The organism is Micromonospora sp. CPCC 206061, from assembly GCF_036906915.1.
Taxonomy (GTDB): Bacteria; Actinomycetota; Actinomycetes; order Mycobacteriales; family Micromonosporaceae; genus Phytohabitans.
Genome location: NZ_JBAKHX010000081.1, coordinates 1 through 16,989, shown reverse-complemented (window position 1 = coordinate 16,989; position 16,989 = coordinate 1). Strand labels below are relative to the sequence as shown.

The window sequence follows — 16,989 nt, the reverse complement described above, 5'->3', positions numbered from 1 at the left end:
GACTCTAGTCCGACCCACCGACACTCCTCCGGCGGGCACGCTGTGCTGGTTGGCGCTCGCTCCGATCGCGCGGGTCTCGAGGCCGGCGCGCCACGCCGGCTAGCGGGGCACCCCGCCGCCCGCAAACGCCGTACTGTGACCGGGTCCCAACTCATCGAAGGAGGCGCGGATGGACCGGCCGGCGTGGGCACCGCCAGAGGTCGACCTGGATCGGCCGAGCCCGGCTCGCATCTACGACTACATGCTTGGCGGCCTGCACAACTTCGCCGTCGACCGGCAGATGGCCGAGCAGGTGATCGCGGTTGCCCCCGAGGTGCGGCTGGCCGCGCACGCCAACCGCGGCTTCCTGCGCCGCGCCGTGGAATACCTGGCCGGTGCCGGGATACGCCAGTTTCTCGACCTGGGCTCGGGCATCCCCACGGTGGGCAACGTGCACGAGGCCGCGCGGAGCGTGACGCCGGACGCCCGGGTGGTCTACGTCGACGTCGACCCGGTGGCGGTCGCGCACAGCCGGGCCATCGTGGCCGAAGACGACCTGGTGACGGTGATCCACGCCGACGTCCGCGACGTCGAGGGCGTGCTCGCCTCGCCCGAGTTGCACGAGCGGCTCGACCTGAAGGAGCCGGTCGCGGTGCTGATGGTGGCGGTGCTGCACTTCATCCCCGACTCCGACGCACCCGCCACGATGATCGCCAAGCTGATGGACGCGGTCGCGCCGGGCAGCTACCTCGCGCTTTCGCAGGTCACGACCCCACCTCAGACGCTCACCCCGGAGCAGCAGGCCGCCGCTGAGCGGTACACGAAGGTGAATCCTGTCGCGATGCGCACGCACGACGAGATCGCTGGCTTTTTCGCGGGCCTGGAACTGGTCGATCCCGGTCTGGTGGATCCGGCGCGCTGGCGCGCCGACGAGGACGAGGTCGGCGGCATGGTGTCGTCGTTCGCCGGGGTGGCGCGCAAGCCGTGAACGCTGTGAGGGCCCGGCGCGTGCGCCGGGCCCTCACCAAACAGCGTCAGGCGACGCCGAGGTACGCGTCGCGGACCCGGCTGTCGGTCAGCAGCTCCTGACCGGTGCCCTCTTGCACGATCTTGCCGGTCTCCAGCACGTACGCGCGGTGCGCGCGGGAGAGCGCCTGCTGGGCGTTCTGCTCGACCAGCAGGATCGTGGTGCCCTGCTGGTTGATCTCCGTGATGATCTCGAAGATCTGCTGGATCACCATCGGCGCCAGCCCCATCGAGGGCTCGTCGAGCAGCAGCAGCTTCGGCCGGGCCATCAGCGCCCGCCCGACCGCGAGCATCTGCTGCTCACCGCCGGAGAGCGTGCCGCCCGCCTGCTTTCGCCGCTCGGCGAGGCGTGGGAACAGCCCGAACACCCGGTCGAGGTCGGACGCGATCGCGCTCGTGTCGCGCCGGGTGTACGCGCCCATGTCCAGGTTTTCCAGCACCGTCATACCGGGGAAGATGCCCCGGCCCTCGGGTGACTGGCAGATGCCCCGGATGACCCGAAGGTCGGCGCGGAGGTTGGTGATGTCTTCGCCCGCGAATTTGATGCTGCCGGTGGCCACCGGACGCAGGCCGGAGACGGCCCGCATGGTCGTGGTCTTGCCGGCACCGTTCGCGCCGATGAGGGCCACGATCTCGCCCTCGGCGACCGTGATGCTGATGCCGTGCAGCGCCTCGATCCGGCCGTACCGGAGGGTCAGATTCTCGATCTCAAGAAGCATCGGCGGGTACCCCCAGATACGCGGCGATCACCTTCGGGTTTTCCCGCACCTCGGCGGGTGGGCCCTCGGCGATCTTCTTACCGAACTCAAGAACCACGATCCGGTCGGTCACACCCATGACCAGGCGCATGTCGTGCTCGATGAGCAGGACGGTGTATCCCTTATCGCGGATGTCGCGGATCAGCTTGAGCAGCTGCTCCTTCTCCGCGGGGTTGAACCCGGCCGCCGGCTCGTCGAGGCAGAGCAGCTTGGGCTCGGTGGCGAGCGCCCGGGCGATCTCCAGCCGGCGCTGGTACCCGTACGGCAGGTTGCGCGCCAGGTCGTTGGCCCGGTCAGCGATGCCGACGAACCGCAGCAGCGCCATCCCCTTCTGCTCGCCGGCCCGCTCCTCCAGGGTGTGCCGGGAGATCCCGAACACCTTGGCGAACGCGAGCCGGGTCTGCTGCCAGGCCCGCACCAGGCCGTTGTCGCTGTCGACGACCGGCAGCTCCTCGGGCTTGGCGCGCTTGCGGTACAGGCGGAAGAGGGCGCCCGGCACGCTCGTGAAGTGCTGCGAGTCGGTGCCCACCATGACGTTTTCCAGCGCCGTCATCTCCGGGAAGAGCCGGATGTTCTGGAACGTCCGCGCGATGCCCATCCGGTTGATCTGGTGCGGCTTGCGGCCGGATACCCGCTCACCGTCGAACCGGACCTCGCCGGAGGTGGGCCGGTAGACCCCGGTCATCGCGTTGAAGCAGGTGGTCTTGCCGGCGCCGTTCGGGCCGATCAGTCCGAGGATCTCGCCACGGCGCACCTCGAAACTGACGTCGTCGAGCGCCACCACACCGCCGAACCGGAGCGTGACGTGGTCGACCACCAGCAGGTCGTCGCGCCGGGGCTGCTCCGACGCGGCCAGGGACACCAGGTCTTCGGGCTCAGACATTGGCCGGTGCCTCCTTCCTCCGGTCGGCCAGCTCACGCGCCCTGCGCCGACTGGGTATCAAGCCCTGCGGCCGCAGCAGCATGACCAGCACCAGTGCCAAGCCGAAGGCCAGCGTCCGGTACTCCGAGAAGTCCCGGAACCGTTCCGGCAGGTACGCGAGCAGGAACGCGCCGATCGCGACGCCCGGGATGTTTCCGGCGCCGCCGGCCACGACGGCCGCCACGAACAGGATGGACAGGTAGACGTTGAACTGGGTCGGCTCGATGAACGCGTTCCGGCTGGCGAAGAGGAACCCGGAGAGGCCGCCGAGCGCCGCGCCCATCGCGAACGCCCACAGCTTGAACTTGAAGCCAGGTACGCCCATCACGGCGGCCGCGTCTTCGTCTTCCCGGATCGCCAGCCATGCCCTGCCGACCCGGCTGTGCTCCAGCCGCCGCACCGCGAACACCATGACGATGACCACGGTCAGCGCCAGCCAATACCACGGCTTCGGGTCGATCAGGCCGAAAATCGTATTGTCAGCCGAGGGCGCCCCCTCCGGTCCCGGAATGGCCGCGATGCCCTGCGGACCTCCGGTCCACGCCGAGTTACGCGCCACGATCCGGATGATCTCGCCGAAACCGAGCGTCACGATGGCGAGGTAGTCGCCTCGCAACCGCAGTGTCGGCCAGCCCAGGATCACGCCTGAGATCATCGTGAAGGCGATCGCCAGCGGAATGCAGATCGCCCAGCTGACCGCCCACTGTTCCGAGAGGTCGAACCGATTCTGCAGCGCCTTGACAACCGGTGACTGAGTGGAGCCGAACAGCGCGACGCTGTAGGCGCCAATGGCGTAGAACCCTACGTAACCCAGGTCGAGCAGGCCGGCCAGACCGACCACGATATTCAACCCGATCGCGATGAGCACGTAGATCGCGCAGCTGAAGAGCACGCCGGCCCAGTTGTTGCCCTGCGGGATGTAGTCGGTCCGAAACCACGTGAGCCCGGGGACGCCGAGATACGGCAGGTAGTACAGAAAGGCGACGAACGCGAGGAGACCGAGGGCCTTCTGCCACCGGGGAAGGGCCCGCACGCGTTCGCCGATGCCGGCGGTCAGTCGCTGGCGCCGATCGTTGATCTCGCGAAGTGTCTCGGTCATGCGGGGCCCCCGCGGAAATGTGTATCGAAGCGGAGCATTTGCGTGGGGTGCGTCATGCCCGTGCCCTCCCGAGTGACTCTCCGAGCAAGCCGGTCGGCCGGAAGAGCAGCACGACGACCAGCACCACGAACGCGGCCACGTCTTCCCAGTTCGACGAGGTGAGCGTGGCCGCATACACCTCGACGACGCCGAGGAGCAGGCCGCCGAGCAGCGCCCCGCGCAGGTTGCCGATGCCGCCGAGAACCGCCGCGGTGAACGCCTTGAGGCCCAGCACGAAGCCGACGTTGAAGCGCGTGTTGCCGTACCGGAGGCAGTAGAGCAGCGCGGCGGCGCCGGCCAGCAGGCCGCCGAGCAGGAAGATCAGCGCGATCACCCGGTCCTTGTTGACGCCCATCAGTGCGGCCGTATCTGGGTTCTGCGCCACCGCCCGCACGCCCCGGCCGTAGCGGGTGCGGTTGATGAACACGTCGAGGCCGAACATCATGGCCAACGCCGCGACCACCGTGATCGCCTGAATGTTGGTGATCTCGGTGTTGCCGATCGTGAAGAGCACCGACCGCTCCACGATGGTCGGCATGCCCTTGACCAGCCGGCCCTGCCACAGACCAAATGCCTCGGACAGGACCAGCGACAGGCCGATCGCGGTGATCAGGAAGATGAGTGGCGGGGCGTTCATGCGCCGCAGCCGCCGGTATGCGATCCGTTCCACCGCGACGGCGGTGGCGCCGGACGCTGCCGCCGCCGCAACCAGGCCGGCGAGCAGCAGCAGGATCACCGTGCCGATCGCGGGCGAGTCGGTCGCGCCGAGGACGCTCCAGGTACCGACCACCGTGAAGGTGCCGATCATGAAGACCTCGGAGTGCGCGAAGTTGATCAGTCGCAGCACGCCGTAGACCAGCGTGTATCCCAGCGCGACGAGCGCGTAGATGGAGCCCTTGGACAACCCGTCCACGGTGTGTTGGCCAAGGTGCCCGAACAGAGCATCAAAGTCCACGAAAGTCCCTTCATACCGCGACGGCCGGGGGGTTCTCCCCCGGCCGTCTACGGTCATGACGCTCAGCTGAGCTTGATCTCCGACTGTGGCGTGATCTGGCCGCCCTTGATCTCGTAGGCCCAGATTACGACCTTGCTCGGGTCAACATCGCCCGTGTCCGCGAACTTGATGTACTTCGAGACGCCTTCCTTGTCGTAGGCGTCAACCCAGTCCAGCAGCTCCTTGCGGGTGGACTTGCCGTCCTTGTAGCCGTCGAGCAGGACCTTCGCGGCGTCGTAACCCTCGGCGCCGTAGGAGCCGGGCGCCACGCCGTACTCCTTCTCGAAGTCGGCGGAGAAGGTGCCACCAGCCTCAGCGGCCGGGAGGCACGGGCAGGTGACGATCGCACCTTCGGCGCCGGCGCCAGCGCCCTGGGGGAACGCCGGGTCGTACAGGCCGTCGAAGCCGAGGAACTTGGCGGTCACGCCGGCCGCGCGCAGCTGCTTGAGCAGCGGCGCCGCCTCGTTGGTGTAGCCACCGTAGGCGATCGCGTCGGCCTGGGCCGCCTTGATCTTGGAGATGGTGGCGTCGAAGTTGGTCTGGTCGGTCTGCACCTTGTCGCTGGCGACCACCTGCGCACCGAGGCCCTTGGTCAGCTCGGCGGCGATGCCCGCGCCGTAGGTGCTGCCGTCGTCGATGACGAAGACCTTCTGCGACTTCAGCGTGTTCTTGAAGTAGACGGCGGCGGCCTCACCCTGGGTGGCGTCGTTGCCGACGACCCGGTGGAACGCCTTGTTACCCGCCGCGGTGAGCTCGGTGGCGGTCGCCGACGGGCTGACCATGACCAGGCCGGCAGCCTCGTAGGTCGGCATGGTGGCCTTCGACTCGCCCGAGAAGTGACCGCCGATGACCGAGGTGAAGGACTGGTCCTGAGCGACCTGGTTGGCGATCGGGGTGGCCTGCTCGGCCGCGCCCTGGGTGTCGAACTCCTGCAGGGTCACCTGGCAGTCGGCGTTTTCCGCGTTGTGCTGCTTGACGGCCAGCTTGGCACCGTTGAGCGACGGGATCACCAGGCCGGCGTTCGGACCCGTGAACGCGCCGAAGATTGCGATCTTGCCACCACAGGTGCCATCGCCGGACGCGTTGTCGTCACCGCCAGAGTCCTGGCACCCGACAGCGGCGACCATGGCCGCCGCCAGGGCGACGCCCCCGAGCGCCCGTACATACTTTCGCCTCACGGCTTTCTGACCTCCTCCAGAGACAGGCAGCGAATAGCATCACACAGGCTGTTGCCCGGCGCGGAACCGCCGCCCGCATTGCGGCTCGTGATGGCGGAGCGTACTGGCCCTCATACCGATGTCGGAAGAGCTTGGGCTGGCACTTGCGAAACCGTTACAAACACGAGCGCCAACCTGCCCCCTCCCGTAACATCGGACGCCGAATCGCTCCTTATATGTCTGGCCTTTTCACTTCTCCGGGCCGGCGCCCAGAGGGCTCTCCGTGCGCCAAACCCTCCCGACCTGCCCTTCGTCGGCCAACAGCAGGAGGCGGCCATCGGCTTCGAACACGGACGCCGCCTGGTTGGCGCCCCACGGCATCGCCGTGGGCGCGGCGACCGTACGCCAGGAGGCGCCGCCGTCCGGCGACAGCCACACCGCGTACCGGGCGCCATCGGACACCGTCGTCACGAGTTGCTCGCCGGTGGCGGTCAGCCCGCTCACCGACAACACACTGGCACCACTGGACCCACCGAAGCGCGCGCGGGCCTGCCACTGGTCGCCCTCCAGCCGCCAGGCACCGAACTTCAGGCCGCGCAGCCCGACCGCGTAGGCCGTGCCGTCGTCCGACACGGCCGCCCGCTGGAACTCGTCGTACTCCGCCTCGCCCGGCGCCGCCGTCCGGCGCCAGGTGACGCCGTCGGTCGAGCGCCAGGCCATCGGGTCGCGGTCGGTGCGCCCAGCGGCGATGAATCCGCCCGCCACCAGCCAGCCGTCGGGTGCGACGACCACGTCGGCCGCCCACGTCTCGCCGCGCTCGTCACTGGACAGCTCCGGCGCGTCCTCCAGGATCTCGAACTTCGCCGAGTCCGCCGACGTCCAGACCGCCGCACCGCTGTATCTGTTGCCGGTGATCATCCAGCCCTTCGGCCCGGCCGCCATCCGCGACACGTTGATCGCGACCGGCCCGCCGTACAACTCGAACCGGGCCCTCACCTCCGTCAACGAGCCGTCGGGCTGCTGATACCAGCTGCTGACCCGCGGGTTGCCGTGCGCGCCGCCGACCTTGCCGCCGACCGCCGCCAGCCTGCCCTCGCGGCAGCCCGCCGTGTAGATCACGTTTTGCTTGCCGTAGTAGCTCTCGGCGTGAATCGTGAGCGATGTCCACGTCTGCATGTCGGTGCTCACCCACGCCGCCGGCTGGGTCACGCCGTCGGCGCCGGCGGTCGCGCCCACGATGTACCACTTGCCGTCACACGCGGCCGCGGCCCGTGGCATGAACCGCCCGGCCGCTCCGGCGGGCATCGGCAGGGTGAGCTCCGACCACGCCGGGCGTACCACCGGGTCGGGATCGGGATCGGACCCGCAGCCGCCGGCGCTCGCGGTGGCGAGCATGGCGACGAGCACCGCCGAACCCACCCGGCGCGCCACTACGGCCTCAGCCCGCGTCGGCCGGCGGGTTCTCCGGCGTCTCGGCCAGGATGCGCTCGGCGACCTCGCGCATGGTCATCCGGTGGTCCATCGCCGTCCGCTGGATCCACTTGAAAGCCTGCGGCTCGGTCATGCTGTAGGTCGTCATGAGCGTGCCTTTGGCACGCTCGACGACCTTTCGGGTCTCCAGGCGGTCAGTCAGCCCGGCGACTTCGGACTCCAGGGCCGAGATCTCCTGGTACCGCGACAGCGCGATCTCGATCGCCGGCACCAGGTCACTCTTCTGGAACGGCTTCACCAGGTATGCCATGGCGCCGGCTGCCCGAGCGCGCTCGACCAGGTCACGCTGGCTGAACGCGGTCAAGATCACAACTGGCGCGACCCGCTCACCCGCGATCCGCTCCGCGGCGGCCAGGCCATCCATGATCGGCATCTTGATGTCGAGGATGACGAGATCCGGCTTCAGCTCCTCTGCCAGGCGCACCGCGGTCTCACCGTCGCCAGCCTCGCCGACCACGTCGTAGCCCTCTTCGACGAGCATCTCGGCCAGGTCAAGCCGGATGAGCGCCTCATCTTCGGCGATCAGCACCCGCCTGCGCTCGCCACCCGCCTGCGTCTCGGCCACGTAGCCCTACCCCTCGCACTTTCCCTCGACACCCCGCCAGTCGGATGCCGTCGCTCTCAGCGTAGTGGGTAGTCTGGTCCCGGCCGATCCCCAGACCCGGCCTGTAACGTCCCCGTATCCCAACCGGCAGAGGAACGGAGCTCAAACCTCCGACAGTGTGGGTTCGAATCCCACCGGGGGCACCACCAGCAAGGGAACGCGCCCCTGGGGCGTCTTTGTTGATCTTGGTCTTGTCAGGCTTCGCTGCCTCGATCTTTGCCTTGATCGCGCCGACCGCCTCCGCGTAGATCGTGACTCGGAGTGTCACCTGATGCCTGGCGCGGTCGTAGCGGATCTGGAGTTGGAAGGCGTCATACAGCTCCCGTTGCTCCGCCTCGGACAACAGCGTCAGGTCGACGGCGCCTTGTGGCAGTAGGTCAAGCAGAGCCGGGTTGCCGGTACGGCGGTCGTGCTCCTGTTGGTCGAGTGCTTCCAGCTTCCGCGTAGCGGAGCGGCGTTCCGTGGTGATCTCCGCGAAGCGGCGTTGCAGCGCGGCCCGCCACTGGGTGTCGATGTCGTCGTCGCCGGTCGGCTCGTACTGCTCCAGTTGTTTGATGACGTTGACCTGCCCCCGGCCAAGTTGATCAAGTTGGGTGCGAAGAGCCGCCCGCTGGGCGGCCGGACCGGGGTCCTGGTCGGCATTCTGTTGTCGCTGGTTGAGGTACAGCCCGCGCTGCGGACCGAGGATGCGCTCCGCGAAGAACCTGCCGACCACGGACAGGATGTGATCTTCGCGTACGACGATGCACTTGGGGTGCTCGTGATACCAGGGCTGGTCCTTGTGGTGCTGGAGGTTGGTGACGCAGGAGTAGTAGATGGTCATCTGCTCACTTCGGATCCTGGCCTTGCCGATCATCCTCCGGTTACATACACCGCAGATGACGTACGAGCGCAGCACGTAGCTCCGTTTGGCCTGCCGGTGCGCGGCGTTGGGGCCAGCGCCGCCGCGCGAGCCCTGACGGAACCGGGCGATCGGAGTGGCGGCCTCGAAGATCGTCCTGGTAACGAGCGGTTCGTGGGTCGGGCGGGGTGACCAGACCCATTCGTTGGGCGGGTTGACCTGGCCCGGTGCGTTGCGCTCGGGTCGTGACCGCTTACGCCGGTTCCAGACCATGTAGCCGGTGTACTTCGGGTTGACCAGCAGATCGCGCACCGAGGACTTGGTCCAGGCGCCCACGGTCCGCCGGCCCTTGCCGGGGATCGGCTGTGGCGGCGGGTACCTGTCCAGGTCGGCGTTGAGCCGGTGAGCGATGTCTTGCACGCCGAGGCGTTGCAGGGCCCGCCACTGGAAGATCTGCGTAACGACCGGGGCGCGTAGCGGATCAGGCACAAGCCTGGTCTTCGTCTTGCCGTCGTCGCGTTTAGCTTTGACCGGGTGGGGATGACGTTCGGCGAGGTAGCCGTAGGGCGGCTTGCCGATGTTCCACCCTTGCCGAGTGTGTTCCTTGGCACCGTCCCACGACAGTTCCAGCATGTTGATGACGTACCACTCGGCGATAGCCTGTTTGACTCGTCGGGTCAGGATCTGCGTCGCCTTCTTTGGACGTTCACCACCGGTGCGTTGTAGGGCATCGGGTTTGATGCCCTCGTCGGCGGCCAGTAGAGCCACCCCGTTCTGGGCGAGCTCGTACTCGATTTTTGTGCTGAAGTAGCTGACTCGCGCTACCCGTTCGATGGACTCGCACGCGACCGCGACGAATCGGCGGTCGGGGCGTTTTGCTTCCTCCAGCATGTCCGCGATTCCGCCGTCGCGGGCGATGGGGATGTCAAATCGTTCGTGGGCGTTGCCTTGGCCGCGGTGTTCGAGGTCCTTGCGGCCGGACTCGATGTCGTAGAACTTCGCGACGATCACGAATGGGGCTGGTAGTGCCCGGCGAGTGTTCTCCAGTTGACGGGGCAGGGACAGGGTTGGGTCCTGCTGGTCGTCGGTCGAGGTCCGGCCCATCCACGCCACCGGGATGATCGTGGGCGCGACGTCGTCGGGGCTGTTGTGATCCGCGACGGTTTGCAGCCAGGACAGCACACTCATGCCGTCGTTGGCAGTCGCATCAGGGAGGTCGACGGTGGTAGTCATAGGCGATTCTCTTCCTGAAGGGTTTGTTCGTTTTTCTCAGCGAGGCTGGTGAGAATTCGATAGACGACCTCACCTTGAGCCGCATGCAGTTTCTGACCTTCTGGCCCATCCACCACGACCAGTTCGACCAGAACCGTTGGTTCCGTGCGTTCCGTACCGTTGTTCCCTGGCCGTGTTTCGACTGTTCCAGGATAGTCGACGGCGGCCGGAATATCGTTTTCTTGTGGCATAGTTCCCCCTGTTTTGGGCAGTGAATGACGGTTCTTTTCATTGGGTTCCATTCCTTTCTCGGCTCCGCACGGAGTCTTTGATGTGAAAGACCTTTCGATGCCGAGCTGATCTAAACCACTACTCGACGTCCGGGTCGTCCGTCCCGGCGGGTCACGGCCTCGTCATTGGCCGCTTAGTGGGTGATTCGCTCGGGCGAGGCGCAGGGCCGATGGGTGGGGTGTACTTCCCATCGAGACAGGCCCGTCACCCGGGTGGCGCGGCCGGTTGCAGCCAGCGCTGGATGGTGGCGTTGAGGGTGGGGAAGGCGGCGCGGAGGGTGTGGCCGATCAGGAGGGTGCACCACCAGGCGAGCGCGACCAGGAGTGCGTAGCGTAGGGCGTCGGCGGTGGTCAGGCCGTAGACGATGACGCCGGCCGCCGCCAGGATGACGGCGACCGCGATCCGGAGGAGCCAGCGTCGGGTCAGGAGGCCTGCGACGGCGATTGCGGTCAGGATGGCGCCGGCGCGGGCGACGAGGTCGTAGTGTCCGATGACTGAGGCGGGGAAGCTGCCCCATCCGGCCGCGGTCATCAGCAGGACGCCGAGGCTTCCGGTCAGGATCGCTGCCAGCGGGGGTCGTCCAGCGGGGAGCCAGTCGGACAGGGCGTGCGGTGGGATGCGCGGGCCGATGACGGTGATGAGGATGGCCGCGGTGACGGCGAAGGCCGCGCCGAACATGCTCCAGCGTAGGTAGGGGCCGACTGGGATCCATCCGTCCTGGTAGCGGCTGGGGATCGCGACGGGCATGATCATCGCGTAGACGCTGGCCAGGGCCAGACTCACGAGGGCGGCGGCGGGGTAGATGCGCCGCATCAGCGAGCCTGTCGAGGGCGGTCCGGCACCGGCTGGCGGATTGCCGATCATGGTGGCGACACCGAGGTACGCGACGGCGAGTGTGGACAGTGCGGCGAGCGCACCGGCCAGGGCGACGATCTCCATGTGCGTCTCGACGGCCGCGATCGAAAGCGGATGCGGTCCCATCCATTTGCGGGTCGTTTCGATCGCCTGCCACAGCAGCAGCACGGAGGCGATCCAGATCAACAACGGTACGGTCAGATCCCGAGCCCGGAACCGGATCCTGGGCGCCTGCGCCGGTCCCGTGTAGGTGGCCACGCGGTAGGGGTCCGCCACGCGAAGCGCGCCGTCGGCGGCGGCGATGTCCGTGCGGCTGGGGATCGCGGGCTGGTGACCGGTGTGGGTGGCCACCGCTTCGGCGAGGCCGGGCAGCCGGGCGCCGCCTCCGGTGAGCACCACGGCCGTCAGGTGACTGCGGTCGATATCAGCGGCGGCCACCAGGTACTCGATCCGGTCCGGTAGCGGGGTGAGGATCTCGGCGGATGCTTCTGTGAGGGTGTCGCGGTCGACCACCGCAGGTGGGTAGCTGGCCGGTAGCGGTATGACGGCTTGCTGTTGTTGCCAAAGGGCTTCCTTGGCGGTTCGGGCGGCCTGCCACAGCGCTCGATGCTCCCGGAGCTGGTCCACGGTGTCCGGTGTGAGTAGCTGCTGCCACCGGTCGGGTTCGGCGTCGATGAGTGGTCGGGCCGCAGCCTCGGCGAGCTTGTCGTCGACGGCGTTACCGCCCGCGTCCGGGTAGGCGGCGGTGGCGAGCACATTGAGACCGTTGGTGGCGTGTTGGACGACGGACAACTCCAGGCTGACCGCTCCGGCGTCGCAGACCAGCACACAGCTGCCGGCCGGTATCGGCAGGCCCGCCAATGCGGTCATGTGCGCGACGACCGCGACCGGTGTGGTGACCAGCGTCGCCGGCGGGAGGCCGGCGCGGGCGACGGCCTGTTGCAGGCGTTCTCGGCGCCGTGGTCCCCAACTGGCCGGCACCGCGATGTCCACACCAGACGGTGCTCTGCCGGACAGAGTTTGGGCCTCGGCAGCCAGGCGGCGCATCACCGCGGCGACGAGTTCGACCACCTCGATGGCACGACCTGCCAGGGTCACGGTCGTGGAGTTCGTCGCGAATCCGGATAAGGGATCGGCCACGTAACAGTCCGGCCGCGCCAGCGCCGCTGCGCGCCCGGGCTCCCCTACAACCAGGAGCGCCGTTTCCGGGTCCACGTAGACGCCGGAGGGCAAGGTGGCCAAGCCGTCGGGCATCAGGGGAAGCCATGGTCCGCCGGGCAGGGCGATAACCGCCGCCACGTGCGCGGCACCGAGGTCGATGCCCAGCCGGACTGGCCCCTGCATGCCAGGCAGTGTGCCAAAGCGTGACCGGCCGGCGCTGACCCAAGATCCTGCATAGCCGTCGATCTACGGATGGTGAAAACCCCTGCGTTATCGGGTAGCGACGGCGTAGTGGAAGCGATAACGCAACCTCCCTGCCTGGTCCGCTGTGGTGAACGGGGTTCACTTTGGACGAGGATCGGCCCCTGCCTCGGGATGCGATCTGTGATATTGAGGTTGCTGATGGTGAAGCAGCGTTGATGATGGGACGGTGGCCGACTCGCGTCGCGCTCCAGCGCGGAAGCGAGTTCTGCGGATCTGCTGACTGACAACCGGCAGCCACGAGTGAACCAGGAGCAGTCCGAGGGAGGCGGGTGTGACGCAGGAACCATCGGCTGAAGTGCGGCGCAAGACCGCCGAGTACGGGCGGTCGGCTGGAGTGTGGCTCCCGGCCGCCCCGCCGATGCGCTCGGCGCGGTCGCTGCTGTCGACCGTTGCGCGAGTGGCCCGCGGCGTGGTCGGAGGCTTGCTGTTCCTGAGCGCGCCTCCGCTGGTGTTGTGGCGGCTCTGGGGCAACCCGTTGGAACTGCTGCCGTCCTGGCAGCAGACGTGGGCGTGGGTGACCGAGTCCGGCGACGTGCCCAACACGCCACGGGAGGTGCTGCCCACAGCGTTGCTGCTGATCGTGTGGCTGCTGTGGGCAACCGCGGCGCTGCTACTACTCGGCTCTGTGTTCATCGAGGTGACGCGGTGGCGGATCGCGGTGCCTCGGCTGCCGGCGCCGCTGCATCGGCTGCTGTTCGGGTTGGCCGGTACGGCTGCGGTGACCTTGACCGCCACCGTCCGGCCCAGCACCGAACCGCCGCCTGCGGGCCCGGCCGTCGCCGTCCCAGCCGCCGAAGGCGCATCGGGGGTGGGCGGGCCTTCGGGGACGACGGCTGCACGTGGTCCGGCGATCATTCACGTCGGCGCGGCCAGTTACAGCTACGTCGTGGAGCGCCACGACACCCTCTCCAAGATCGCCCGCCAGTGGTTGGGGGACCTGGATCGGTGGCCGGAGATCTGCGACCTGAACCGGCATCGGCACTTTCCGGTGGGCGGACGGCTTCGCGACTGCGACCTGATCTATCCGGGCTGGGATTTGATCCTTCCGCCGGACGCCAAACCCCCGGGCGATGCGGTGCCGCGTCGGCCGCCGACAACACCGCCGCCGCCCGCACCGGAAACCCCGAGTACGGCACCGCCGCACCCGTCGCCGTCGCATGACACGGACGGCGTGGTAGAGCCCGCCCACCCCACGGCGCCGACCAGGGACGCCGATGTAGATCCCACGTCATCGCCGGCCGACCCGAGTCCGCAGAACACGGCAGCTGCCGACGGCGACGGTGTGACGCTGCCCGGTGGCGGGTTCGTACCCTGGGCCCTCGCCGGCGCCATCAGCGCAGCCGCCGCGATGGTGTGGCTGCAACGCCGCCGCCGCTTCACACCAGCCGACACCAGCCCAGTTTCTAATACAGCGGAACTGCCGAAGCCGGTCATGGAGGTTCAACGGCAGTTCAGCCGCCGCCAACCAACGCCACCCGACCTCGCGACACGGGCCGCTGAAGTGCCGGCTCAGCCGCTGCTGCCCGCCGGCGGCATCGGCGTAGTCGGCGACGGCGCGCACGCCGCCGCCCGCGGCGCGCTCATCACCATGCTCGCCTCCGGCGGCCCACACGACCCTGACCGGCAAGGCGAAGTCGTCATCGACCAAGCCACCCTCACCCTGCTGCTCGGCCCCGACACCGCCCTAGCGTCATGGCCACGCCTACACGTCACCGACCACCTGGACCACGCACTCAGCGTGCTCGACACCCGACTGCTGCACCGTGCCCGCATCCTCGACGAACACACCATCACCGACCTGGACACCCTCCGCGAACACGCCCCCACCGAGGAAGCCCTCCCCCCGATCCTGCTGATCACCGCAACCCCGCCGCCCGGCCAGCAAACGCGCACCCGGACCGTCATCGGTCTCGGCGCCGACCTGGACGTCACCGCCCTGCTAGTCGGCCGGTGGCCGCACGGCACCACCATCCACGTCGCCGCCGACGGCCACACCCACACCGTCGACGGGCCACCAGTCGAGTCGATCTCCCACCGCGTCACCGTCCTACCCACCCCGGACGCAATCGCCTTCCTAGACACGTTGCGCGAAGCGCACACCGGGCAACCACCCGCAGCGCCGCCCCCGGAACCCCACGCCGCCGCCCCGATGGTCCCCGTAGAGGAGACACTCGGGGATGCCGCCGGCACCTCGCCGGACGGATCTGATACGGGGCTCAAGGCACGGCTGCGTGTCTTCGGCACGCCACGCGTGGAAGACCTCGTACACCCCGGCCGACCGTTGCGGAGCAAGGCCGCCGAACTGGCCGTCTATCTGGCCTGCCACCCCGACGGCGCCGACACCCGCACCGTCGGCGAACACCTCGCTCCCGACTCCCGTCTACGCGCCGCCGACCAGCAGGTGCACACCAACGCATCCAACCTGCGCCACGTCCTTGGCCGCACCGCCGCCGGTCTACGACCCGGCGGATACGTCCTTAAACGTGGCCCGGCCGCCCGTTACCGGCTCGACCCCACCACCGTCGACGTCGACCTATGGGAGCTACGTGACCTGCTCCACCGTGCCCGGCTCGCTACCTCACCGCTCCGCGCCACGCTGCTGCGCCAAGCCTGCGACCTGTACACCGCGCCACTAGCAGACGGCTGCGACTACGACTGGATCGAACCCCACCGCGAGAAAGCCCGGCAATGGGTCACCGAAGCCCACCTGCTACTCGCCGACGACTTGGTCCACACCGACCCGCAAGCCGCATCCGACCTACTCGAGGCCGCGATCATCCTGGACCGCCACAACGAACAGCTCTACCGCAAAGCCATGCACGCCCGCCACGCCCTCGGCGACAGGGACGGCATCCGGAACCTGCTACGCGCCCTCACCAAAGCCCTCGCCGACCTCGACGCCGAACCAACCCAAGACACCATCGACCTAGCCACCCGACTCCGCGCCAACCCGCACCGCTGAGACCGGATCAGCATGGCTTCCGTTCGACGGAGACGCGGATCCACTGAGAAGAGCCGACTACGGTCCGTTACAGCCTCACCGATGCCGAAGCTGCCGAGCTTGGCTTCGTCGACGGCCTCAAGGCTGATCCACGGGATGGCTAGAACCCAGAGTGTGGCACCGTTGTGAAGAACAGCAGTCGTTAGCCGAGGTTGTCGACCGCGACGGGATGTTGACGTCAACGGCCCACACGACGTCGCACCGGGCAAATCCCGCCAGAGGGTTCTTGCCGACATCTGCGTTGGCTCTTCTTGCCTTGGAGCGGTTGCCGCCGCAGCCTTTCGCCTCTACGGTCGAGGCAGCGTGCACATATATTATCGGCTCGTGAAACCGCCCACGTTCGAAACCTGGTTGGCCCATGGCTGGGGCATCGAGGCGAAGACGCCACACCAGCTTCTCCGCTTGATTAGTCACATAGCGCTTCTGGCGAAGGACCGAACGTACGCGTGGCGCGGCCAGAATGACGCGGCCTACGACTTCAGTTCCTCCCTATATCGGAGGCTTGCTAAGAACGGCCGAGAAGTGACTGAGAGCCTGATGCGGGACGAGGAACTGGCGATCCTTGTGGAGGCCAGGCGATGGGGGCTCGGGCGGGACCTGGGACCCTCGGCCACAGATCTTCACCTCCTAGCTGTACTTCAACACCACGGTGTACCTACCCGTCTCATTGACGTGACCTCAAACCCGATGACGGCACTATGGTTCGCCACCGAGGAGCACCGCCCCAGAGAGGACGCAAGTGTCAAGCGCAGCCCCGGCGTACTGTTCGCCGTGGACGTTAGGTACAGACTGGTTCGAGACCTTCCAGCACGGCGAGGGCCTCACCTATGCCCATCAGTCCACCCCACTCGGCGCGACCTACAAGCATGCCCTCGACGCCTCAGATAGGACGTCCGCCATGTTCAGAGCGTTTCCCGCGCTTCCTGACGAGCGGATGAAGGCGCAGGAGGGCTTCTTTCTGGGCAGCGCCGTGCCGAAGCGGCACACAGCGCCCGGAGTCCTCGGGCTGAACCCGCTCGGCCCCGCCCCGGGCGATGAGAGGCTGCAGAAGTTGTTGAGGACCGAGGAAGGCCCTGGCCGGCCGGTAAACCTGCCGTTCTGCGCGATTGTGATCCCCGCGGCGGTCAAGGACAAGCTGCGCGGTCCGCTCAAGCGCACCTATAACCGCCGGCGGCGGGTTCTCTTCCCGGATGTCGATGGGTTCCGAGAGGCTTTCGCCCGCGGGCAGCTCGACTAGTGCCGCGTCTTTGAACGTTGATCGGGTAATGCCGTCTGTCTGACCTGGTTTGGGGCAG

13 protein-coding genes, 1 tRNA gene and 2 pseudogenes are annotated in these 16,989 nt (G+C 67.9%); 6 read left to right on the top strand and 10 right to left on the bottom strand.

Annotated features, from left to right (window positions below; genetic code table 11):
- Window positions 1–169 precede the first annotated feature (169 nt).
- Window positions 170–967: an SAM-dependent methyltransferase gene (locus V6V89_RS34160; protein ID WP_334623697.1), complete on the top strand. Its 798-nt coding sequence runs from the start codon at window positions 170–172 to the stop codon at window positions 965–967.
- A gap of 46 nt (window positions 968–1,013) precedes the next feature.
- Here V6V89_RS34160 and V6V89_RS34155 read toward each other — a convergent pair whose 3' ends face one another.
- From V6V89_RS34155 to V6V89_RS34125, 7 genes are all read right to left on the bottom strand, one after another.
- Entirely contained in the window at window positions 1,014–1,724 is a 711-nt protein-coding gene (locus V6V89_RS34155; RefSeq protein ID WP_334623696.1) for an ABC transporter ATP-binding protein, read from the bottom strand.
- Window positions 1,714–2,646 carry an ABC transporter ATP-binding protein gene (locus V6V89_RS34150; protein ID WP_334623695.1) on the bottom strand — a complete coding sequence of 311 codons (933 nt, stop codon included), beginning with the start codon at window positions 2,644–2,646 and terminating at the stop codon, window positions 1,714–1,716. The genes V6V89_RS34155 and V6V89_RS34150 overlap by 11 nt, the downstream gene beginning before the upstream one ends.
- Window positions 2,639–3,784, bottom strand: a complete 1,146-nt coding sequence (locus V6V89_RS34145) for a branched-chain amino acid ABC transporter permease (protein WP_334623694.1) — start codon at window positions 3,782–3,784, stop codon at window positions 2,639–2,641. Before V6V89_RS34145 ends, V6V89_RS34150 begins: the two co-directional genes overlap by 8 nt.
- Window positions 3,785–3,836: 52 nt before the next feature.
- On the bottom strand, window positions 3,837–4,778 hold the full coding sequence (locus V6V89_RS34140; RefSeq protein WP_334623692.1) for a branched-chain amino acid ABC transporter permease: 942 nt from the start codon (window positions 4,776–4,778) through the stop codon (window positions 3,837–3,839).
- A gap of 62 nt (window positions 4,779–4,840) precedes the next feature.
- Window positions 4,841–5,995 (bottom strand): branched-chain amino acid ABC transporter substrate-binding protein, encoded by a 1,155-nt coding sequence (locus V6V89_RS34135; protein WP_334623691.1) that lies wholly within the window; start codon window positions 5,993–5,995, stop codon window positions 4,841–4,843.
- Between the two features lie 228 nt (window positions 5,996–6,223).
- Window positions 6,224–7,405 carry a hypothetical protein gene (locus V6V89_RS34130; protein ID WP_334623690.1) on the bottom strand — a complete coding sequence of 394 codons (1,182 nt, stop codon included), beginning with the start codon at window positions 7,403–7,405 and terminating at the stop codon, window positions 6,224–6,226.
- A 7-nt stretch (window positions 7,406–7,412) separates the two neighbouring features.
- The gene (locus V6V89_RS34125; protein ID WP_334623689.1) at window positions 7,413–8,030 is read right to left on the bottom strand and encodes an ANTAR domain-containing response regulator; all 618 of its coding nucleotides are present in this window, start codon (window positions 8,028–8,030) and stop codon (window positions 7,413–7,415) included.
- A gap of 108 nt (window positions 8,031–8,138) precedes the next feature.
- Here V6V89_RS34125 and V6V89_RS34120 point away from each other — a divergent pair.
- Both V6V89_RS34120 and V6V89_RS34115 read left to right on the top strand, forming a co-directional pair.
- Window positions 8,139–8,215, top strand: a tRNA-Leu gene (locus V6V89_RS34120).
- Window positions 8,216–8,478: 263 nt separating this feature from the next.
- Window positions 8,479–9,102, top strand: a complete 624-nt coding sequence (locus V6V89_RS34115) for a hypothetical protein (RefSeq protein ID WP_334623688.1) — start codon at window positions 8,479–8,481, stop codon at window positions 9,100–9,102.
- Window positions 9,103–9,105: 3 nt separating this feature from the next.
- Here the strand turns inward: V6V89_RS34115 and V6V89_RS41935 are convergent.
- From V6V89_RS41935 to V6V89_RS34105, 3 genes and pseudogenes are all read right to left on the bottom strand, one after another.
- A pseudogene (locus V6V89_RS41935) lies at window positions 9,106–9,543 on the bottom strand (recombinase family protein); the annotation flags it as partial.
- A gap of 596 nt (window positions 9,544–10,139) precedes the next feature.
- Window positions 10,140–10,424 carry a hypothetical protein gene (locus V6V89_RS34110; RefSeq protein WP_334623687.1) on the bottom strand — a complete coding sequence of 95 codons (285 nt, stop codon included), beginning with the start codon at window positions 10,422–10,424 and terminating at the stop codon, window positions 10,140–10,142.
- Between the two features lie 193 nt (window positions 10,425–10,617).
- Window positions 10,618–12,612, bottom strand: coding sequence for an Hsp70 family protein (locus V6V89_RS34105; RefSeq protein WP_334623685.1), 1,995 nt, complete (start codon window positions 12,610–12,612; stop codon window positions 10,618–10,620).
- A gap of 352 nt (window positions 12,613–12,964) precedes the next feature.
- Between V6V89_RS34105 and V6V89_RS34100 the strand changes: the two genes are divergently transcribed.
- The 3 genes and pseudogenes from V6V89_RS34100 to V6V89_RS34095 all read left to right on the top strand — a co-directional run bounded on the left by V6V89_RS34100 (window position 12,965) and on the right by V6V89_RS34095 (window position 16,931).
- Complete coding sequence (locus V6V89_RS34100) at window positions 12,965–15,655, top strand: BTAD domain-containing putative transcriptional regulator (RefSeq protein WP_334623684.1); 2,691 nt, start codon at window positions 12,965–12,967, stop codon at window positions 15,653–15,655.
- Window positions 15,656–15,997: 342 nt separating this feature from the next.
- Window positions 15,998–16,408 (top strand): annotated as a pseudogene (locus tag V6V89_RS41930) (FRG domain-containing protein); the annotation flags it as partial.
- Window positions 16,409–16,433: 25 nt separating this feature from the next.
- On the top strand, window positions 16,434–16,931 hold the full coding sequence (locus tag V6V89_RS34095) for a hypothetical protein (protein ID WP_334623682.1): 498 nt from the start codon (window positions 16,434–16,436) through the stop codon (window positions 16,929–16,931).
- The last annotated feature ends 58 nt before the right edge of the window (window positions 16,932–16,989 follow it).